The sequence below is a fragment of the Pseudonocardia abyssalis genome (assembly GCF_019263705.2).
GTDB classification, from domain to species: domain Bacteria; phylum Actinomycetota; class Actinomycetes; order Mycobacteriales; family Pseudonocardiaceae; genus Pseudonocardia; species Pseudonocardia abyssalis.
Window position 1 is genome coordinate 5,528,500 of the sequence record NZ_JADQDK010000001.1, and the last position, 20,899, is coordinate 5,549,398.

Here is a 20,899-nt window from a genome sequence, read left to right on the forward strand (position 1 = left end):
TAACGTCTGCGACCGGTGAGACGATATAGCCGCCGATCATCTCAGCCCCTCGGGCAGCAGCTGGGCGAGCCGGCGCACCGCACGGTGCTGCAGGGCCTTGACGGCCCCTTCGTTGCGATCCATGATGCGCGCCGTCTCGGCCACCGAGAGCCCCTGCAGGAATCGCAGGGTGATGCATTCCTGCTGGTCCGGGTTGAGCTTGCGGACGCAGCGGATGAGCTCGTCGTTGGTGGCGCCGTCGAGTACCTGCTGCTCGGGGCCGTGCGTGGTCGGGGAGAGGTCGATGATGTCGGCCGTCGTGGACTCCAGCCGGTACCGGCTGGACTTCACGTGGTCGAAGATCAGGTTGCGGGCGATGGTGACGAACCAGGCCGCGATGTCGCGGCCCTGGTAGGTCACCGAGCCGATGCGCCGCAGCGCCCGGACGAACGCCTCCTGCGTGATGTCCTCGGCCAGCGTCCGGTCGTTCATCCGGAACAGGACGTAGCGGAACACGACGTCGTAGTAGCGCTCGTACAGTTCGCTGAACGCCTCCATGTCGCCCTCCTGGGCGGCACGGACGAGGGACCAGGCGCCCGCGGTCTCGGGGGAGGCGTCGTCGGGGTTCACGTCGGCCCCGTCGGGGGTCGCGCCGTCGGGGCCGACGGCTTCGGGGGCCGCGGCGGCGGGGGCGTTCTCGCGGGGCCGCTGCCTCGGCAGCGGCATGGCGGCTTCGGGGGCCGCCGGTGGTGCAGTCGTGGACATGTCGACCTCCCCACCCGCGGGTCGGCGGGCGGTGTCGGTACGGAGCAGTCGGGACGGTCGCATCGGGCGGGTCATGCCTCCCGACCGGCGAACCGGGTACGTCGGTCAGCACGCCAGGGGTCGGCCCGCGGTGCGCTGGCTACAGGCTGCATGCCACTCCCTTGGGTGAGTCGCCGCGTCTAGTGGGGAGCTGACGCGTTGAGACGTCTGAAGGTTCGGTGAGCATACGGGCGAACCGATGTGGTGAAGCACGCAGCATCCACTTGCCGTGGTCCTGTTCCGGTGAGCGGACGGTTACGCGCGGTCAGCGTCATGGCTGCGGGGCGTGTTGTCCGCCTACCGGTGTGTGTCGCGCGTCGCGCGACACACACCCGTGCGGCGGGTCGCCCGTGCCAGACTCGGGTGGCGGGTCGCGGCACCGTGCCCGTGCCCCCGCGTCGACCCCACCGACTGCACCCAGGAGCACCGTGGACAGCCCGACCAGCCCGCAGGGAACCGGTGGACCCCGGCACCTCGCCGAGCTCGTGACGCGCGCCGCCGCCCGCACCCCCGATCATCCGGCGATCGTCGATGTGGCCGGCGGAACCACGCTGACCTGGGCCGATGTCGACGCGGCCACGGTGGCCGAGGTCGTACGGCTGCGCGGGGCGGGGGTGGGGCCCGGTGATCGGGTCGCGGTGCGGCTGGCCAACGGTGCGCCCTTCTGCATCGCCGTGCTCGGTGCACTGCGGGCCGACGCCGTGGCCGTCCCGATCGGCCCGATCGCGGTCCCCCGGGAGCTCGACATCGTGTTCGCCGACTGCTCGCCGACGGTCGTCGTCACGAGCCCCGACGACGCCGACGCGGCGGGGTGCGCGGCCACCTCGGGAGCCACCCTGATCGGGCCGCCGGACCTCACCGCCCGGGTCGCGGAGGGCGAGTCCGTCACGCACGGTGTCGGTGCGGAGGACGTCGCACTGCTCGTCTACACCTCCGGCACGACGGGCACGCCGCGTGGCGTCCGGCTCTCCCACCGGGCCCTGCTGGCCAACCGCGCGCAGGCCGCCGAGCTCCGTCCGGCCCCGGTCACCCCGGTCGACCGGGTGCTGCTCTCCCTGCCCCTGTTCCACGTCTTCGGGCTCGCCGCGGGCTTCCTGCAGGTGTGCTGGGCCGGGGCGACCGCCGTGCTCACCGAGCGGTTCGACCCCGAGCACACCGCGGAGGTGCTCGTGGAGCAGCGGGTCAGCGGCGTGGCCGGGGTCCCTTCGATGTTCCGGTCGCTGCTCGACCTGCCCGCGGCCGACCTGCGCGCCGCCACCGCCGACCTGCGCATGTGCACCTCCGGGGGAGCGCCGCTGCCGGCCCGCTGGCTGGCCGACTTCCGGGCCGCCACCGGACTCTGGATCTTCGAGGGCTACGGGCTGACCGAGGGCGGCCCCGTGATCACGACGAACGGGGTCGGGGGCGTCGCGAAGCCGGGGTCGGTCGGCCGTGCGCTGCCCGGCATCGAGCTGCGGCTCGTCGACGGCGAGGGGCGGCCGATCGACACCGAGGACCCCGACGACGACGAGCTCGACGCCGTGTCCGACCCGAGCCACGACACCGGGCTCGTCGCGGTGCGCGGGCCGAACCTGTTCTCCGGCTACTGGCCCGACGGTGCGGGCGGCCCCGACGACGACGGCTGGTTCCGCACGGCCGACGTCGGGTTCCTCGACGCCGACGGCGACCTGCACCTGGTCGACCGCTCGTCGGACCTGGTGATAGTCAACGGCTTCAACGTCTACCCGCGGGAGGTCGAGCGGGTGCTCGCCGAGCTCGACGGAGTGGCCGACGCCGCCGTCGTCGGGGTGCCGGACGACCGGACCGGCGAGGCGGTGAAGGCCGTGCTGGTGCGGTCGGCCGGCTCGTCGCTGACCGAGGAGGAGGTGCGCGCGCACTGTGCGGTGCGCCTGGCCCGGTTCAAGACGCCGTCGGTCATCGCGTTCGTCGAGGACCTGCCGCGCACGCCGACCGGCAAGGTCGCGCGCCGGCGGCTCGCCCAGGTGTCGGGGGAGGGGTCGTGATCCGCGTGACGGTCTACACCCGCGCGGGGTGCTCCGCGTGCGTCACCGCGGAGGCGGACGTCGAGCGGATCTGCGGCGAGCTGGGCGTCGGCTGGGGGGCGGTGGACGTCGACTCCGACCCGGAGATCCGCGCCGAGTACGGCGACCGTGTGCCGGTGATCCTGGTCGACGACCGCGAGCACGGCTTCTGGCGCGTCGATGAGCCGCGTCTGCGGAAGGACCTGGCCTCGGTCCGGTGAAGATCTGCGCTCCGGCGAACCGCAAGCCGCCTGACGGGCGAACCTTCCGCTGTGAGCACCACTGCAGCGCCTCCTGAGCAGACCACCGAACCCGGACGGCCCGCTGCGATCCCGCGCGGCCTCGCTGCACTGATCGGACTGCTCGCCGTCGCCGCCGCCCTGGGCGTCGGTCACCTCGTGGCGCTCCTGGCGCCGGGCTCGTCGCCGTTCTTCGCGGTGGGCGACACCGTCATCCGGTTCTCCCCGCAGTGGCTCACCGAGTTCGCCAAGACGACCTTCGGCACCGCCGACAAGCCGATCCTGCTCGGCAGCATGGCCGTCGTCATCGCGATCGTCGCGGCGGTCGCCGGCCTGGCGTCGCGGCGCAGCGCGCGCCCCGGCCTGACGCTCGTCGTCGTGCTCGGGGTGGTCGGCCTCGTGGTCGTGATCTTCGCCCCGACGTTCGGCCCGCTGTCGGTGCTCGCCCCGATCGCGTCGATCGTCGCCGGGGTCGCGTCGTTCCTGTGGCTGCACCGGCTCGCGACCCGCGCCGCCGTCGCGCGGACGGGCGGTCCGGAGGTCTCGCGGCGCAACGTCCTGATCGGGACCGCGGCCGTCGGGGCCGGTGCGGTCGTCGCAGGCGGGGGCGGGGTGCTGCTCGCGCCCAGCATCGACGACGCCCGGGCCCGCGTCACCGCACGCCTCGCGGCCGCCACCCTGACCGAGACGGCTCCCGCCATCCCGGCCGGCGCCGCGTTCGTCGAGAGCGGCACGCCGCCGTTCGTCACGTCCAACGCCGAGTTCTACCGCGTCGACACGGCGCTCTCGCTGCCGCTGCAGTCGGAGCAGACATGGTCGCTGCGGATCGGCGGGATGGTCGACCGCCCGATCGCCCTCGATTTCGACGACATCATGTCCCGCCCGCTCGTCGAGCGGACGATCACGATGACCTGCGTGTCGAACGTCGTCGGTGGCCCGTACATCTCCACCGCGGACTTCGTCGGCGTGGAGCTGCGCGACGTGCTGCTGGAGGCGGGGGTCCGCCCCGGGGCCGACCAGCTGCTCTCCACCAGTCTCGACGGGTGGACGGCGGGGTCGCCCACCGACGTGATCATGGAGCCGGGCCGGGGCGCGCTGATCGCGGTCGGTATGAACGGCGAGGCGCTGCCCGCCGAGCACGGCTTCCCGGCGCGGCTGATCGTGCCCGGCCTCTACGGTTTCCTGTCGGCGACCAAGTGGGTCACCGACATCGAGCTCACCACGTTCGACGCCGCGCAGGGCTACTGGCTGCAGCGCGGGTGGGGGAAGTTCGCGCCGATCAAGACCCAGTCCCGGATCGACTTCCCGAAGGGCCTGTCGACGCAGCCCCCCGGCCGGCTGACCGTGGCCGGTATCGCCTGGTCGCAGCCCACCGGGATCAGCCGCGTCGAGGTGCGGATGGACGGCGGCGAGTGGCAGGACGCGGAGCTGGCCGACGAGGTCAACACCCGCACCTGGCGGATGTGGCGCGCCGACTTCGACCTGACGCCGGGCAGTCACACCGTTCAAACGCGCGCTACTGACCGTGATGGTGTAACACAGACTGAGATGCGTGCCGATCCCATCCCGGATGGCGCATCTGGGTGGCCGGCCACTATCTTCACGGTGTCATAGGCCGCTCGTATGAAGGATCGTGCGTCGAACAGCCGATCCCGTTGGTCTGAATAGATGACCCCCACGAGACGGTCGGCCTCGTTGCCGAAACGTTACGTCCCGTGAGTGAACCACCTTTGGCTCGATGTCGAAGGTTCTGATGTAGCGACCCGGACAGACCGGGTCGAGCTCGAGGAGGACATACCGTGCGAAAGATCCAGCGACTGGCCGCCGTCGGCGCCATGGCCGCCCTGACCGTGGCGCTGGGCGCGTGCAGCAGCTCCGAGACCCCCTCCGCCGAGGCCCCCGCCTCGTCGGCCCCGTCCGCCGCGGCGACGACCGAGGCCGCTGCCGCCAGCGACGGCGTCACGACGATCGACGACATCTTCGGCCCGGCCTGCGACCAGGTCCCGACCGAGGGCGAAGGCTCCGCGGCCGGCATGATCGACGACCCGGTGGCCACCGCCGCGTCGAACAACCCGCTCCTGTCCACGCTGGTCACCGCCGTCGGTGCGGTCCCCGGCCTGGCCGACACCCTGAACGCCGCGCCGGCGCTGACCGTCTTCGCGCCGTTCAACGGTGCCTTCGAGGCGCTCCCCGCGGGCACCGTCGAGGCGCTCGTGGCCGACCCGGCGACGCTGGGCCCGATCCTGCAGGGTCACGTCTCCAGCACCCGCTACGACGCCGCCGGCCTGGTCGAGGCCGGTTCGGTCGACGTCCTCTCGGGTGGCACCGTCACCATCGGTGGCACCGCTGACGCCCCCACGTTCGACGGTGGCAACGGCACCGCCGCCACGAACCTCTGTGGCAACGTCCCGACCGCGAACGCCACCGTGTTCGTGATCGACACCATCCTCATGCCGGCCAGCTGATCCCAGCTCGCCAGCACGACGTCCGCAGGGGCGGTCCCGGTTGTCCGGGGCCGCCCCTGCGGCGTCGAGCGGCCCGTTCGCCGCGACCACCGGTAGGTCGCCGGGACGGCCCTCCGTGAGCACGGTCGCGTTCAAGATCGCAACTTTGTGCGGGTCTTCACAAGCGGCTACCGTGTTGTCCAGTCGCCGTCAAGGCCCCATCGACCGGCCGGGGGGATGTTCACCCCGGGTCCTGGCCCCATGGGCCCGTCGGACCACCACCGAACCGCCCGAGGAGCTTTCGCCCGTGACCGTGCCGCCGCAGGCCGACTCCGATGGTGGAGCCGCCGGGTCGCGGACCATACCCGAGGCCAGCGTCGCCCGGCTCGCGCTCTACCTGAGGGTTCTCGGTGAGCTCGCGGAGCAGGGTGCGGAGACCGTATCGAGCGACGACCTGTCCGGCGTCACCGGTGTCAACCCGGCGAAGCTCCGCAAGGACCTCTCCTACATCGGCTCCCACGGGATCCGCGGCGTCGGCTACGAGGTCACGTCGCTGCTGCATCAGCTCGAGCGCGTGCTGGGCCTCAACCACCGCCAGGCCGTCGCGGTGGTCGGGGTCGGCAACCTCGGGCACGCACTGGCCGGCTACACCGGTTTCGGCGGCCGCGGGTTCCCCGTCGCCGCGCTGTTCGACGTCGATCCCGACCTGGTCGGCATCCACATCAACGGCATCCTCGTCGAGCACGTCAGTGCGATCCCGCCGGTGTGCGCGGAGCGCGGCGTCACGATCGGGATGATCGCCACCCCCGGCCCGGCCGCGCAGGGTGCCTGCGACCTGCTGGTCGACTCGGGCGTGCGCTGCATCCTCAACTTCGCGCCGGTCGTCCTGCAGGTACCCGACGAGGTCGAGGTCCGCAAGGTCGACCTCGCCGTCGAACTGCAGGTCCTGGCCTTCCACGTGGCGCGGCGCCACGTCGCGGAGCACCCTCGGGGTGTCGCGGTGCACGGTGGGAACGGTCACGGCGGCAACGGGCACGCATCAGCCGTCCGTACGTTCCCTCTGGTGGACGGGACGACGGCGTCGGAGGAACGGTCATGAGTGTGCTGGTGGTCGGGTTGTCGCATCGCAGCGCGCCGGTCGAGGTGCTCGAGCGGGCCGCGGTCGCCGCTCCGGACGTGCCCAAGCTCCTCGACGAGATGCTGCGCGCGGAGCACGTCTCCGAGGTCATGATGCTCTCGACGTGCAACCGCATCGAGGTCTACGCGGTCGTCGACGCCTTCCACGGCGGTCTCGCCGACGTCTCCGCCGTGCTGTCCCGGCACTCCGGGATGCCGCTGGCCGAGCTCACCGAGCACGTCTACGTCCACTACGCGGGCTCGGCGGTGCAGCACCTGTTCGCGGTGTCGGCCGGGCTCGACTCGATGGTCGTCGGCGAGGCCCAGATCCTCGGCCAGCTCCGCACCGCCTACGCCACCGCCGACGAGGCCGGGACCGTGGGCCGCGCGCTGCACGAGCTCGCGCAGCAGTCGTTGCGGGTCGGCAAGCGCGTGCACGCGAGCACCGGCATCGACACCGCGGGCGCGTCCGTCGTCTCCGAGGCGCTCGCCGACGCCGCCCGTGCCCTCGGCGGTGACCTCGCGGGTCGCCGCGCCGTGCTCGTCGGGGCCGGGGCGATGGGCGCGCTCGCCGCGGCCCACCTGCGCCGCGCGGGCGCGTCCGAGATCGTCGTCCTCAACCGGTCGGTCGATCGCGCCGAGCACCTGGCCGCCACCACCGTCGAGTTCGGCACCCCGGCCCGTGCCGGTTCGCTCGACGTGCTCGCCGCCGAGCTCGTCGCCGCCGACGTGATGGTGGCCTGCACCGGTGCGATCGGCACCGTCGTCGAGCGTGCCGTGGTGGCGGAGGCCGTCGCCGCGCGCGACGGGCGACCGCTCGCCGTCTGCGACCTCGGCCTGCCCCGCGACGTCGACGCCGGGGTGGCCGCACTGGCCGGCGTCACGGTCGTCGACCTCATCGCTCTGCAGGCCCGCCTGGCCACCGGCGAGCGCGGCACCGCCGTCGCACAGGCGCAGGATCTCGTGTCGCGGGAGGCGCAGGCCTACCTGGCCGCGCAGCGCTCCGCCGCCGTCACACCCACGGTCACCGCGCTGCGCCGCCGCGCGTCCGAGGTGATCGACGCCGAGCTGCTGCGTCTCGACGCGAAGCTCCCCGACCTCGACGACCGCGTGCGCGAGGAGTTCGGCCGCAGCGTGCGCCGCGTCGTCGACAAGCTCCTGCACACCCCGACGGTGCAGATCAAGCGCCTCGCCGAGGGCCCCGACGGCAGCAGCTACGCCGAGGCGCTGCGCGAGCTGTTCGAGCTCGACCCGCAGACGCCCGCGGCCGTGGCCCTCGCCCGCAGCGGCGACGTGCTCGCCGCACTCGAAGTCCGATCGGAGGACCACCGATGATCCGGATCGGTACCCGTCCCAGCCGGCTCGCCGTCGCCCAGTCCGGGCACGTCGCGGAGCGGTTGCGGGCGAAGGGGCACGAGTGCGAGCTCGTGGAGATCAGCTCGCCGGGCGACCGCTCGATGGCGCCCGTCGTCGAGCTGGGCGTCGGCGTGTTCGTCTCCTCGCTGCGCGAGGCGCTGGTCGACGGCCGGATCGACGTGGCGGTGCACTCCTACAAGGACCTGCCCACCGCGCCCGACCCCCGTCTCGTGATCGCCGCCGTCCCGCCGCGGGAGGACCCCCGCGACGCTCTGGTGGCCCGCGACGGGCTGGTGCTCGGCGAGCTGCCGGTCGGGTCCCGCATCGGGACCGGGTCGCCGCGCCGGGCGTCGCAGCTGCTGGGGCTGGGCCCGGAGTGGGAGATCGTGTCGATCCGCGGCAACGTCGACACGCGCATCGGCAAGGTGCGCTCCGGCGAGCTCGACGCCGTCGTCGTGGCCGCGGCCGGGCTACGCAGGCTCGGCCGGATCGACGAAGCCACCGAGCTGCTCGATCCGGTGCAGATGCTGTCCGCACCGGCGCAGGGGGCGTTGGCGATCGAGTGCCTCGCCGACGACACCGCACTGTCCGACGCGCTCGCCTCCGCGCTCGACGACCCGCTCACGCGGGCCGCCGTGGTCGCGGAACGTGCGGTGCTGGCCACGCTGGAGGCCGGCTGTCAGGCGCCCGTCGGGGCGCTCGCCGACGTCGTCTCCGACATCGACGACGACGGCAACGTGCTCGACCGCATCTCACTACGCGCCGTGGTGGGCACCGATGACGACGCGCTGATCCGCGCGTCGATCACCGGAGACATGGACGTCGCCGAGAAGCTCGGAGCGGCACTCGCCGCGGAGCTTCTCGACTTGGGGGGCAGCTCGCTGTCCCTGGGAAACCGCTGACCGGGAGTTCAGAGAACAGATGAACCGAGCACCTACCACCGGACGGGTCGCCTTCGTGGGCAGCGGCCCCGGCGATCCCGGCCTGCTCACCGTGCGTGCACGGGACGCCATCGCCTCCGCGCCGCTGATCGTCACCGATCCCGACGTGCCCGAGGCCATCCTGGCGCTCGCCGCCGAGGGGGCCGAGGTGCGACCGGCCGTGGGGCAGCCCGCCGACGTCGCGCGTGACCTGGTCGCCGAGGCCCGCGCCGGGCGCACCGTGACGCGACTGGTCAGCGGCGACCCGCTGACCGTCGACGCCGTGGTGGCCGAGGCCATCGCGGTGTCCGGCGCCGAGGTGGCGTTCGACGTCGTCCCCGGGGTGCCGTCGGGCACCGCGGTGCCGGCGTACGCGGGCGTCCCGCTCGGGTCGGCGCACATCGAGGCCGACGTCCGCGCGGGCGTCGACTGGGCCGCGCTCGCCGTGGCGCCCGGTGTCCTCGTGCTGCACGCCGGCCCGACGCACCTCGCCGAGATCGCGAGCGGGCTCACCGAGCACGGCAAGGCGTCGCAGACGCCGGTCGCGGTCACCGCGAGCGGTTCGCAGACCACGCAGAAGACCGTGCAGGCCACGCTGGCCACGCTCGCGGCCGACGCCTCCGAGCTCGAGGGGCCGCTGGTCGTCACCGTCGGCGACGAGGTCGGGCTGCGCGCCGAGCTGTCCTGGTGGGAGTCGCGCGCGCTGTACGGGTGGCGCGTGCTGGTCCCGCGCACGAAGGACCAGGCCGGCGCCATGAGCGACCGCCTCGCCGTGCACGGCGCCTCCGCGGAGGAGGTGCCGACGATCGCCGTCGAGCCGCCGCGGTCGCCCACGCAGATGGAGCGCGCCGTCAAGGGGCTCGTCGACGGGCGTTACCAGTGGGTCGTGTTCACCTCGACCAACGCGGTCAAGGCCGTGTGGGAGAAGTTCGCGGAGTTCGGCCTCGACGCCCGCGCGTTCTCCGGCGTCAAGATCGCCTGCGTCGGCACGGCCACCGCGGAGAAGGTGCGCGGCTTCGGCATCGTGCCCGAGCTGGTGCCCGACATCGAGGAGTCGCAGGAGTCCAGCTCCGAGGGGCTGCTCGGGATCTTCCCGCCGTACGACGACGTGCTCGACCCGGTGGACCGCGTCCTGCTCCCGCGCGCCGACATCGCCACCGAGACACTCGCCGCCGGTCTGCGCGACCGCGGCTGGGAGATCGACGACGTCACCGCCTACCGCACCGTCCGGGCCGCGCCGCCGCCCGCGCCGATCCGCGAGGCGATCAAGACCGGCGGGTTCGACGCGGTGTGCTTCACCAGCTCCAGCACCGTGCGCAACCTCGTCGGCATCGCGGGCAAGCCCCACGCCCGCACGATCGTCGCGTGCATCGGCCCGCAGACGGCGGAGACGGCCCGCGAGTTCGGGCTGCGCGTCGACGTGCAGCCGGAGGAGGCCAGGGTCCCGGCCCTGGTCGACGCGCTGGCCGCCCACGCCGCGAGGCTTCGGGCCGAAGGTGCGTTGCCCCCGCCCCGCAAGGCGAAGGCCCGCCGCCGCTGAGATACGGCGACCCCCGTGAGTGCCACCTGAGCGCGTCAGAAGCGCTGCCCAGGTGGCACTCGCCGTTTCGGTACGCGCTCAGAAGCCGTCCAGTTGTCCGATCGTCGCGTCGTCGGGGCCGAGGACGAGCCTTCGTGCCGTTCCGGGGACCGGATGGAGAGCCTCGGGGTCGTCGACCGGACCTCGTTCGGATCGCCGTCGACCGGCGGTGTCGATGACCGATACCGAGGTCGACCTGCGACTCGCGACGTGGAGCCGCCAGTGCCTGCGGGTCGTTCCCGACGGTCAGCGCGGTTCTGCTCGTGATCAGCGTTCGGGAACGGGCTGCGGGCCGGTGCCCGTTGCCCGTTCCGAAACGGTGATCATGGGCCGGGACGGAGTCGCAGGGGCGGGAGTCTGCGGCGGTCGTAGGGTGCTCCTCATGGCGTTCCCCACCCAGCGGCCCCGTCGGCTGCGGTCCACCCCGGCACTGCGGCGGCTCGTCTCCGAGACCGACCTGCGCCCGCGGCACCTCGTGCTCCCGCTGTTCGTGCGGGAGGGGATCGCCGAGCCCGTGCCGATCGCGTCGATGCCGGGGGTCGTGCAGCACAGCCGCGACTCGCTGCGGAAGGCGTGCGTCGAGGCCGTGGAGGCGGGCGTCGGGGGGCTGATGCTGTTCGGCGTCCCGGCGGTGCGCGACGCAGGAGGCAGCGCGGGCGTCGACCCGGACGGGGTGCTCAACGCGGCCCTGCGCGACGTCCGGGCCGAGATCGGCGAGGCGTCGGTGCTGATGGCCGACACCTGCCTCGACGAGTTCACCGACCACGGCCACTGCGGCGTCCTCGACGCCGACGGGGCCGTCGACAACGACGCCACCCTCGCCGTCTACGCGCAGATGGCCGTGGCGCAGGCCGACGCCGGGGCCCACCTGCTCGGCCCCAGCGGGATGATGGACGGCCAGGTCGGGGTCATCCGCGACGCGCTCGACGCCGCCGGGCACCCCGACACCGGCATCCTGGCCTACACCGCGAAGTACGCGTCGGCGTTCTTCGGGCCGTTCCGCGAGGCCGTCGACTCGCAGCTGAAGGGCGACCGCAAGACCTACCAGCAGGACCCGGGCAACGTCCGCGAGTCGCTGCGTGAGCTGGCTATGGACCTCGACGAGGGCGCCGACATGGTGATGGTCAAGCCCGCGATGTCCTACCTCGACGTCCTGCGCGCGGTGGCCGAGGTCGCCGACGTGCCGGTGGCGGCGTACCAGGTGTCGGGGGAGTACGCGATGGTCGAGGCGGCGGCGGCCAACGGCTGGATCGACCGCGAGCGGACGATCACCGAGACACTCACCTCGATCCGCCGCGCCGGCGCCGACGTCGTCCTCACGTACTGGGCCACCGAAGTGGCGTTGCGACTCGGTCGCGGCTGAGTGTCGAGGGCCTCTCACCGGCGGTTTCCGGGTGTACGGTGGCGCCGCCAGTGATCACGGGGCTTCTGCGAAGCGCCGAGCGAGCGCACCGAGGAGAACGATGAGCTACGACCCCGCAGGCGGCCAGCCCGGAGGACAGGGTTGGCAGGGAGGGCAGCAGCCCCCGTACCCGCCGCCTCCCGGTGGCTACGGCCAGCAGCCGCCCGCAGGCTGGGGCCCGCCCCCCGGTGTCGGCCCCGGTGGCCCCGGCCCCGGTGGCGGCCAGGGCTCTCCCGACGCGAAGAGCTTCTTCTCGGCGCTGTTCGACTTCAGCTTCAACAGCTTCGCGACGCCCGGCCTGATCCGGATCCTCTACATCATCGGCACCGTGCTGATCGTGCTCGGCTGGCTCGGCTACGTCGTGGTCGGCTTCTCCGCGCTCGGCGCCGCCGCCGGCATCGGCATCCTGATCGTCGGCGCGATCTTCGCGCTGTTCACGATCGCGCTGCTGCGCGTGTCGCTGGAGTTCTACTACGCCGTCGTGCGCATGTCCGAGGACATCCACAACCGTCGGTGACGATCATGGTCCCGGTCCGGGGAGCCGCGTGGACAGCGCCCGGGCCGGGACATACGGTGGCGTCGTGAGCACACCGTCGGACCCCGCGCAAGGCCAGCCCGACCCCGGTCAGCAGGGGCGGCCGGCCTACGGCACCGGGTACGGCGGTGTGCAGTACCCGTACCCGGAGGGCCAGGCCCCGGCGCCGCAGCCGCCGGTCCAGCCGTACCCGGGGCCGGCGAACCAGGGCCAGAGCTACCCGTACAACCCCTACGGCCAGGCGTCGCCGTACGGCCAGTCGCCCTACGGCGGCTACCCGGCCGGTCTCGACGACAAGGCGTCGGGCCCGGTCACCCGTCCGGGGATCATGGTCCTCGCACTGGTGCTGAAGGTCCTCGCGGCCCTGCCCTACCTCGCGTTCGGCGTGCTGTTCCTGGTGGTGCCGCTCGACGCCTCGTTGATCCCGCCGGAGCTGCTCGACGCGCCGGAGCTGGCCGAGGCCGGGCTGACGACGGAGACGCTGCTGTCGGTCGTCCGGGTGATCGGCGGGTTCTTCGCGGTCCTGGCCGTGCTCTACATCCTGTTCGCGGTGCTGGCGTTCGCCGGCCGCAACTGGTCGCGCATCCTCGTCACCGTCATGACCGTGGGGTTCGCCCTGTTCCTGCTGTTCGCGGCGGTCTCGGGCGGTGCGGCCGACCCGGCGAGCGCGGCGATCCTGCTCGGGCCGGTCGCCCTGGCCGTCGCGGGCGTGGTGATCCTGTTCCTGCCCGCGTCCAACGCCTACTTCTCCCGGCGCTGAGCCGCCCGCGCGGCCGGTCCGCGCGGATGTGAGACTGGCGGCCGTGGCCTCACGCACGACGTCGTCCCAGGAACTGTTCGCCCGCGCCTCCGCCGTGATCCCGGGCGGGGTCAACTCCCCGGTCCGGGCGTTCACCTCGGTGGGGGGCACGCCGCGGTTCATGACCTCGGCGCAGGGCCCGTGGCTCACCGACGCCGACGACAACACCTACGTCGACCTCATCTGCTCCTGGGGCCCGATGATCCTCGGGCACGCGCACCCGGCCGTCGTCGACGCCGTGCGCAGCGCCGCCGGGCAGGGCCTCTCGTTCGGCGCACCGACCCCCGCGGAGATCGAGCTCGCCGAGGCGATCATCGGCCGCGTCGGGCCGGTGGAGCAGGTGCGGCTGGTCAACTCCGGCACCGAGGCCACGATGAGCGCGATCCGGCTGGCGCGCGGCATCACCGGCCGGAAGGTGATCGTCAAGTTCGCGGGCTGCTACCACGGCCACGTCGACGCGCTGCTCGCCCAGGCCGGTTCCGGCGTCGCGACGCTCGGGCTCCCGACCAGCCCCGGCGTCACCGGTGCGCAGGCGGCCGACACCGTCGTCCTGCCCTACAACGACCTCGCCGCCGTGCGCGCGGTGTTCGCCGAGCGCGGCTCCGAGATCGCCTGCGTGATCACCGAGGCGGCCGCGGGCAACATGGGCGCGATCGCGCCGGTCCCCGGGTTCAACGCGGGGCTGCGCGACATCTGCCACGAGCACGGCGCGCTGTTCGTCGTCGACGAGGTGATGACGGGCTTCCGCGTCTCGTCGTCGGGCTGGTTCGGCGTCGACGGGGTGGCGGGTGACCTCTACACCTTCGGCAAGGTGATGTCCGGCGGTCTGCCCGCCGCCGCGTTCGGCGGATCCGTGGAGCACATGTCCCACCTGGCCCCGGCCGGGCCGGTCTACCAGGCGGGCACGCTGTCCGGGAACCCCGTGGCCGTCGCCGCCGGGCTCGCGACGCTGCGCGCCGCCGACGACGCCGTCTACGCCACCCTCGACGCCAACGCGAAGCGCCTCGGCACGCTGCTCGGCGACGCGCTGTCGGCGGCGGGCGTCCCGCACCGCGTGCAGTACGCGGCCTCGATGCTCTCGGTGTTCTTCACCGAGGACGAGGTGCACGACTACGCGGGCGCGCAGGCCGCGGCGACCTGGCGCTTCCCCGCGTTCTTCCACGCGCTGCTCGAGCGCGGGGTGTACCCGCCGCCGAGCGCGTTCGAGGCCTGGTTCGTCTCCGCTGCCCTCGACGACCGGTGCTGGGAGACCATCGAGGCCGCGCTGCCCGCCGCCGCACAGGCCGCCGCCACGGCCACCTCGCCCGCCGAGGCGGGCCAGTGACACGTCCAGGGACGCGCACGACCGTCCACGTCCTGCGCCACGGAGAGGTGCACAACCCCGACGGCATCCTCTACGGCCGCATTCCCGGCTTCCGGCTGTCCGACAACGGCCGTCACCAGGCCGAGCTCGTCGCGAAAGCGCTGTCGGAGGCCGACCTGGGCGCCGTCGTGGCGTCGCCGCTGCAGCGCGCGCAGGAGACCGCCGCCCCCATCGCCGCCGCGCACGGCCTCGACATCGGCACCGACGAGGGGCTGATCGAGGCGGGCAACCAGTTCGAGGGGCTCAAGGTCGCCGTCGGCGACGGTGCGCTGCGCTCGCCGCGGCACTGGCCCAAGCTGCGCGACCCGTTCACGCCGTCGTGGGGCGAGCCGTACCTGGAGATCGCGCACCGGATGCTCGGGGCCGTGCACCGCGCGCGCGAGCTGGCGCCGGGGCGCGAGGTCCTGTGCGTGTCGCACCAGCTGCCGATCTGGACGCTGCGCCGGTTCGTCACCGGGCAGCGCCTGTGGCACGACCCGCGCCGCCGCCAGTGCGGGCTGGCCTCGCTGACGACGCTGGTCTTCGACGACGCCGAGCTGACCCAGCTGCGCTACTCCGAGCCCGCGGGGGCCAGTGACCCGCGGACGACCGGCGCATGAGACGGCTCGCCCTCGCGGTCGTCGCGGTGCTGGCGCTGGCCGGCTGTTCCACCAGCCGGGACGCCGTCGCGAACGACGGGGAGTTCACGTTCGTCGCGCCGGGCGGCCAGACCACGATCCTCTACGACCCGCCCGCCGACCGCGGTCGTGTCACCGGGATCTCCGGTGAGAGCCTGCTGAACCCCGGCACGGAGGTCGGCGTCGACGACTACCCGGGCCAGGTCGTGATCCTCAACGTCTGGGGCTCGTGGTGCGGGCCGTGCCGCGACGAGATGCCCGACCTGCAGTTCGTGCAGGACTCCGTCGAGGGGGTGTCGGTGCTCGGGCTCGACGTCCGGGACTCCCGTGACGCCGCCGCCGACTTCGTGCGCGACCGGGGGCTGACGTTCGACTCGATCTACGACAGCCCGGCCCGCACGCTCGCGCAGCTGTCGGGCTACCCGCGCAACACCACCCCGTCGACGCTGGTGCTGGACAAGCAGCACCGGGTCGCCGCGGTGTACCTGACGCAGATCCGGATCACCGAGCTGATCCCGGTCGTCGAGCGGCTGGTGGCCGAGCCCGCCTGACTCGCACTACACGTTGTAGAACCCGGCGCGCGGGACCGGGCTGGGCGGGCCTACCCTGAACCGTGATGGACCCCTCGACCACCCTCGCGGTCTCCGGCCCGCTGCTGGTCGCGGCCCTCGTGGCCGTGCTGGCGGGAGCGGTGAGTTTCGCGTCCCCGTGTGTCGTCCCGCTGGTACCCGGCTACCTCGCCTACCTCGCCGGTCTGGTGGGCGCCGACTCGCCGCCGGCCACCGCGGCGCAGGCGCAGCAGCGGCGCAGCGGGAAGTGGCGGGTGGCCGGGGCGGCGGGGCTGTTCGTCGCCGGGTTCACGGTGGTGTTCGGCGCGATCCTGACGGGCGTCGTGTGGCTCGCCGACACGCTCGTCGCGAACGAGGCGGTGCTGCAGCGCGTCGGCGGGGTCGTGATGATCGCGATGGGGCTGGCGTTCGTCGGGCTCATCCCGGTGCTGCAGAACGAGCGCCGCGTGCACTGGGTGCCGCGCGCCGGGCTGTGGGGCGCGCCGCTGCTGGGTGCGGTGTTCGGGCTGGGCTGGATCCCGTGCATCGGCCCGACGCTGGCCGGGGTCGTCGCGGTCGCCGCGGGCACCGGGGGCGGGTCGCTGCGCGGCGTCGTGCTCACGCTCGCCTACTGCGCCGGCCTCGGGCTGCCGTTCGTGATCATCGCGCTGGGGGCGTCGCGCGCCGTCACCGCGCTCGGCTGGCTGCGCCGCAACACCCGCGCCATCCAGATCGGCGGCGGCGTGCTGATGGTGGCCGTCGGCGTCCTGCTCGTCACCGGGGTGTGGGGCGGGCTGCTGGCCCAGCTGCAGGTCTCGATCGCCGGCTTCACCCCGGCGCTGTAGATGGTCACCGACACGCCCGTCCGGCCCACCCCGCCGCGCACACCCCCGCCGGGCTGGATCGCGCTGCGCAACGCCTGGCGCGCGCTGACGTCCATGCGCACCGCGCTGATCCTGCTGTTCCTGCTGGCCGTCGCGGCGATGCCGGGGGCGCTGTTGCCGCAGCGCTCGCTCAACCAGCGTCTCGTCGACCAGTACTTCGTCGACTACCCGACGCTCGCGCCGCTGCTCGACCGCGTCGACGCGTTCGACGTGTTCGCCGCCCCGTGGTTCGCCGCGATCTACCTGCTGCTGATGGTGTCGCTGATCGGGTGCGTCCTGCCCCGCACCGTCGACGACGCCCGCGCGCTGCGCGCGAAACCCGTCGCCACCCCGCGCAACCTCGCCCGGCTGCCGCACCACGGCGCGGGCACCCTCGACGCCGACCTCGACGGGGCCGCCGAGCGGGTGCGCGGGCAGCTGCGCGGCTGGCGGGTCGCCGAGCGCGAGGAGGACGGCGGGCGCCGCACGTTCTCCGCGGAGAAGGGCTACTCGCGGGAGATCGGCAACCTGGTCTTCCACCTGTCGCTGGTGGGGCTGCTGATCGGGTTCGCGGCCGGCAAGCTGTTCGGCTACGAGGGGCAGGTGATCGTGCCCGCGGGCGGCGGGGAGTTCTGCAACACCGGGATCCTCGGCTACGACTCCTTCCGTGCCGGCACGCTCGTCGACGGCACCGACCTCGCGCCGTTCTGCGTCCGCGTCGACGACTTCACCGCCACCTACCTGCCCACCGGCCAGCCCGACCGCTACGACGCCGCCCTGAGCTACCAGACCGGCGACGACCTCGACACCGGCAGCGCCGACGCGTGGCGTTCGTTCCCGCTGTCGGTCAACAACCCGCTGCGCACCGACGGCGCCCGCGTCTACCTGCTGGGCAACGGGTACGCGCCGATCTTCACCGTCACCTTCCCCAACGGCGACGTCCGCACCGGCGACGTCCAGTGGCGTCCCGTCGACCAGGCGACGCTGCTGTCGGAGGGGGCCACGAAGTTCGAGCCGCCCGGCGTCACCGACGAGGAGCAGCGGCGCACCGGGCAGCTCGCGATCACCGGGCTGCTCGCGCCCACGACGTCCGGCGGCACCGTCGTCACCTCGGTGTTCCCCGACCTGCGCGACCCGGAGGTCGCGATCGACGTGCTGCGTGGTGACCTCGGCCTCGACGACGGCCGCGGTCAGTCGATCTTCGAGGTGGACCAGGCGCAGGTCGACTCCGGCGAGCTGGTGCGGGTGGCACGGGAGAACCTGGTGCCGGGGCAGAGCCTCACGCTCGACGACGGCACGCAGATCCGGTTCGACGGCGTGCGCAAGTGGGTCAACCTGCAGATCAGCCACGATCCCGGCCAGATCTGGGTACTGGTGTTCGCGGTGACGATGCTGACCGGTCTCGCGGCCTCGCTGGGGGTCCGGCGCCGCCGGTTCTGGGCCCGGCTCACCCCCTCCGACCAGCCCGGACGTAGCGTGGTGGAGCTCGGTGGGCTCGCCCGCACCGACCGCGCCGGGTACGGCGAGGAGTTCGACCGCCTCCGGGCGGACCTGTTGGAACCCCACGTGGTGAAGGACGCCTGATGCTCGCTCAATACAGCGACCTCCTCTTCATGGCCGCCGTCGGCGTGTACGTGTTGGCGATGGTGCTGCACGCCGTCGAGTTCGCCGCCGCCCGGTCGGCGAAGCCGGTGCTGGTGGGGGCCGGGGGACCGGACGTGGTCGAGGTCGCTCCCGCGCCCGCCCGCAGCGAGCGCTGTGCACGCATGGCCGTCTCGCTGACGGTGCTCGGCGCGGCACTGCAGTTCGCGTCGATCGTCACCCGTGGGCTGGCGGCGGAGCGCTGGCCGTTGGGCAACATGTACGAGTTCGTCTCCGCGATCTGCCTGGCCGCGATCGTCGGATGGCTGGTGATGCTGCGCCGCTCGCCGGTGACGCGCGCCGTCGGTCCGTTCGTGGTGCTGCTGGTCGTGGTGCTGCTGTTCCTCGCCGGGACCGTGCTGTACGCCCAGGCCGCGCCGGTCGTGCCCGCGCTGCAGTCGTACTGGTTGGTCATCCACGTCACGACGATCACGATCTCGTCGGGCCTGCTGCTGGTGCCCGGTGTCGCGAGCATCCTGTTCCTGGTGCGCGGGGCGGGGTGGCTGACCGACCGGCTCCCGTCGTCCGACGTCCTCGACCGGCTCGCCTACCGCGTCACGATCATCGCGTTCCCGCTGTTCACGTTCGCCGTCATCGCCGGGGCGATCTGGGCCGAGGCGGCGTGGGGCCGGTTCTGGGGCTGGGACCCGAAGGAGACCGTCGCGTTCGTCTCCTGGGTGGTCTACGCGGCCTACCTGCACGCCCGGGCCACCGCCGGCTGGCGCGCGGCCCGCGCGGCCTGGATCAACGTGGCCGGGTTCGCCACCGTGCTGTTCAACCTGTTCTTCATCAACATGGTGGTCGCCGGCCTGCACTCCTACGCCGGCCTGGGCTGATCGCGTCAGGGCCACCCGTACGCGCCTCGACCACGGGCGGCGACGCGACTACCGTCGGCGTCCGTGGCAGGGTCAAGCGGTCGGTACGACGGGTTCGACGGGAAGCGTTGATGACGGAGCGTGATTCCGAGGGCGACGGGGACTACGCCGACGGCTCGGTCGGTCGTTATGTGCGCGAGCAGTGGGGCGCCGCGGCCCCACCTCGCAAGACCCGCCCGTACGTGGCGCCGGTGCAGGAGCCGGAACCCGGGACCACGGCCGACGACGAGCTCGCGGGTGACTCCTCGCTGCCCCTGCGCCCCGCACCACCGGCCCACCGGCTCGACGAGCTGGCCGGGCACGACGACGTCGCGGCATGGGCGGAGCGGGGGCGGGCGGCGGCGACGCGTCCGCCCACCGGTGCCGAGGGGCGTGGGGGTGACGACGGGTCCCGGGAGGCCGGGGCGGGTTCCACCGAGGTGCGCTCCGCTGGCCCCGTACCGGAGTCCCGTGTTCCCGCTGCCCGCGCGCCGGAGCCCCGGATGCCCGAGAGCCTTCCCGACGCCCGCGGCGGTGCCGAAGCCCGGTCCGCCGATGCCTGGTCCGCCGATGCCCGGCCCGCCGACGTCCGGGGGGCGGACCCGCGCCGTGCCGCCGCTCCCGTCGACGACCGCACGGGAGGCGGGACGGGTGACGCGCACCCGGTGCCGTCCCGGCCCCCGGCCGCCGCACCGCCGCCCGCGCGCCCGCCGCGCCCCCCGATCCAGCCCGACCCCTCCGGCGCCACGGGACCCTCCGCCACGGGACCCTCCGCCACGGGCAACGGCGCCGCCGACACCGGCCCCCGCACCCCGCCGCGCGGAGCGCCGCGGTGGACCGACCCCGGCGCCGTCGCCGCGCAGCAGGCGCAGCACGCGCGAAACCCCGAGCAGCCCGACCTGTCCTCGGCCCGCCTGCTGCGTCCGAGCAAGCGCCCCCCGCAGTCGGGGTGGCGCCGGCTGGTCTACGTGCTGTCCGGGCGCCTGATCAACCCGGGGGAGAGCCCGCTCGACGTGCGCCGCCGCGAGCTCACCGTGCGCGTCAACCAGCCGTTGCTGGGCTGCTACAAGATCGGGGTGCTGAGCCTCAAGGGCGGCGTCGGCAAGACCACGATGACGGCCACGCTCGGCGCGACGTTCGCGTCGCTGCGCGGCGACCGCGTGGTGGCCGTCGACGCCAACCCCGACCGCGGCACGCTGAGCCAGAAGATCCCGCTGGAGACCAGCGCCACCGTGCGCAACCTGCTCCGCGACGCGCAGCGCGTCCGCCGCTACACCGACGTGCGCGCCTACACCTCGCAGGGCCCGTCGCGGCTCGAGGTGCTGGCCAGCGAGCAGGATCCGGCGGTGTCGGAGGCGTTCAGCGAGGACGACTACCGCCGCACCGTCAACCTCCTCGAGCACTTCTACAACATCGTCCTCACCGACTGCGGCACCGGACTGATGCACTCCGCGATGTACGGCGTGCTCGGCGTGGCCGACCAGTTGATCATCGTGTCGTCGAGCTCGATCGACGGGGCGCGCAGCGCGTCGGCCACGATGGACTGGCTCGACGCCCACGGCCACGGCGACCTCGTGCGCAACGCGGTGGCCGTGGTCAACAGCGTCAGCCGCTCGACGGGCGGCGTGGACCTGGACCGGGTGGCCGAGCACTTCGCGGCACGCTGCCGGGCCGTCGTGCAGATCCCCTTCGACGCGCACCTGCAGGAGGGCGCGGAGGTCGATCTGGACAGGTTGGAGCCGCAGACGCGGCTGGCCCTGCTGGAACTGGCCGCCGCCGTGGCCGATGCGTTCGCCTCGGCCCACAGCAGTGGCTGAAC

19 protein-coding genes are annotated in these 20,899 nt (G+C 73.4%); 18 read left to right on the forward strand and 1 reads right to left on the reverse strand.

The features are described 5' to 3' along the window. Window positions 1-36: 36 nt before the first annotated feature. Window positions 37-705: an RNA polymerase sigma factor gene (locus tag I4I81_RS27180; protein WP_218616629.1), complete on the reverse strand. Its 669-nt coding sequence runs from the start codon at window positions 703-705 to the stop codon at window positions 37-39. A gap of 506 nt (window positions 706-1,211) precedes the next feature. On the opposite strand from I4I81_RS27180, the gene I4I81_RS27185 reads away from it, so the two are divergent. From I4I81_RS27185 to I4I81_RS27270, 18 genes are all read left to right on the forward strand, one after another. Beyond that, window positions 1,212-2,786, forward strand: a complete 1,575-nt coding sequence (locus tag I4I81_RS27185) for an AMP-binding protein (RefSeq protein WP_218603879.1) — start codon at window positions 1,212-1,214, stop codon at window positions 2,784-2,786. Beyond that, window positions 2,783-3,025, forward strand: a complete 243-nt coding sequence (locus tag I4I81_RS27190) for a glutaredoxin family protein (RefSeq protein WP_218603878.1) — start codon at window positions 2,783-2,785, stop codon at window positions 3,023-3,025. The genes I4I81_RS27185 and I4I81_RS27190 overlap by 4 nt, the downstream gene beginning before the upstream one ends. A 51-nt stretch (window positions 3,026-3,076) precedes the next feature. Further along, window positions 3,077-4,657, forward strand: a complete 1,581-nt coding sequence (locus I4I81_RS27195) for a molybdopterin-dependent oxidoreductase (RefSeq protein ID WP_372453615.1) — start codon at window positions 3,077-3,079, stop codon at window positions 4,655-4,657. Between the two features lie 185 nt (window positions 4,658-4,842). Beyond that, window positions 4,843-5,508, forward strand: a complete 666-nt coding sequence (locus I4I81_RS27200) for a fasciclin domain-containing protein (RefSeq protein WP_218603877.1) — start codon at window positions 4,843-4,845, stop codon at window positions 5,506-5,508. 292 nt (window positions 5,509-5,800) lie between these two features. Then, window positions 5,801-6,586, forward strand: a complete 786-nt coding sequence (locus tag I4I81_RS27205) for a redox-sensing transcriptional repressor Rex (protein ID WP_218603880.1) — start codon at window positions 5,801-5,803, stop codon at window positions 6,584-6,586. Further along, window positions 6,583-7,938, forward strand: a complete 1,356-nt coding sequence (locus I4I81_RS27210) for a glutamyl-tRNA reductase (RefSeq protein WP_218603876.1) — start codon at window positions 6,583-6,585, stop codon at window positions 7,936-7,938. The genes I4I81_RS27205 and I4I81_RS27210 overlap by 4 nt, the downstream gene beginning before the upstream one ends. Continuing rightward, complete coding sequence (gene hemC / locus I4I81_RS27215) at window positions 7,935-8,861, forward strand: hydroxymethylbilane synthase (RefSeq protein WP_218603875.1); 927 nt, start codon at window positions 7,935-7,937, stop codon at window positions 8,859-8,861. The genes I4I81_RS27210 and hemC overlap by 4 nt, the downstream gene beginning before the upstream one ends. Window positions 8,862-8,880: 19 nt before the next feature. After that, window positions 8,881-10,419: a bifunctional uroporphyrinogen-III C-methyltransferase/uroporphyrinogen-III synthase gene (locus I4I81_RS27220; RefSeq protein WP_218603874.1), complete on the forward strand. Its 1,539-nt coding sequence runs from the start codon at window positions 8,881-8,883 to the stop codon at window positions 10,417-10,419. Window positions 10,420-10,840: 421 nt separating this feature from the next. Next, window positions 10,841-11,821: a porphobilinogen synthase gene (hemB, locus tag I4I81_RS27225; protein WP_218603873.1), complete on the forward strand. Its 981-nt coding sequence runs from the start codon at window positions 10,841-10,843 to the stop codon at window positions 11,819-11,821. A gap of 100 nt (window positions 11,822-11,921) precedes the next feature. Further along, complete coding sequence (locus I4I81_RS27230; protein WP_218616429.1) at window positions 11,922-12,377, forward strand: DUF4282 domain-containing protein; 456 nt, start codon at window positions 11,922-11,924, stop codon at window positions 12,375-12,377. A gap of 64 nt (window positions 12,378-12,441) precedes the next feature. Then, window positions 12,442-13,155: a hypothetical protein gene (locus tag I4I81_RS27235; protein ID WP_218605079.1), complete on the forward strand. Its 714-nt coding sequence runs from the start codon at window positions 12,442-12,444 to the stop codon at window positions 13,153-13,155. A gap of 43 nt (window positions 13,156-13,198) precedes the next feature. Continuing rightward, window positions 13,199-14,518 (forward strand): glutamate-1-semialdehyde 2,1-aminomutase, encoded by a 1,320-nt coding sequence (gene hemL, locus I4I81_RS27240; protein WP_218605078.1) that lies wholly within the window; start codon window positions 13,199-13,201, stop codon window positions 14,516-14,518. After that, a complete protein-coding gene (locus tag I4I81_RS27245) occupies window positions 14,515-15,156 on the forward strand; it encodes a histidine phosphatase family protein (protein WP_218605077.1) in 642 nt (213 codons plus the stop codon). Before hemL ends, I4I81_RS27245 begins: the two co-directional genes overlap by 4 nt. Continuing rightward, complete coding sequence (locus tag I4I81_RS27250) at window positions 15,153-15,725, forward strand: TlpA family protein disulfide reductase (RefSeq protein ID WP_218605076.1); 573 nt, start codon at window positions 15,153-15,155, stop codon at window positions 15,723-15,725. Before I4I81_RS27245 ends, I4I81_RS27250 begins: the two co-directional genes overlap by 4 nt. A 65-nt stretch (window positions 15,726-15,790) precedes the next feature. Next, entirely contained in the window at window positions 15,791-16,567 is a 777-nt protein-coding gene (locus I4I81_RS27255; protein ID WP_218605075.1) for a cytochrome c biogenesis CcdA family protein, read from the forward strand. Then, complete coding sequence (gene resB / locus I4I81_RS27260; RefSeq protein WP_218605074.1) at window positions 16,568-18,169, forward strand: cytochrome c biogenesis protein ResB; 1,602 nt, start codon at window positions 16,568-16,570, stop codon at window positions 18,167-18,169. It abuts the gene before it with no gap. Further along, window positions 18,169-19,062 carry a c-type cytochrome biogenesis protein CcsB gene (gene ccsB / locus I4I81_RS27265; RefSeq protein WP_218605073.1) on the forward strand — a complete coding sequence of 298 codons (894 nt, stop codon included), beginning with the start codon at window positions 18,169-18,171 and terminating at the stop codon, window positions 19,060-19,062. Before resB ends, ccsB begins: the two co-directional genes overlap by 1 nt. A gap of 521 nt (window positions 19,063-19,583) precedes the next feature. Further along, window positions 19,584-20,897: a MinD/ParA family ATP-binding protein gene (locus I4I81_RS27270; protein ID WP_218616630.1), complete on the forward strand. Its 1,314-nt coding sequence runs from the start codon at window positions 19,584-19,586 to the stop codon at window positions 20,895-20,897. Window positions 20,898-20,899 lie beyond the last annotated feature (2 nt).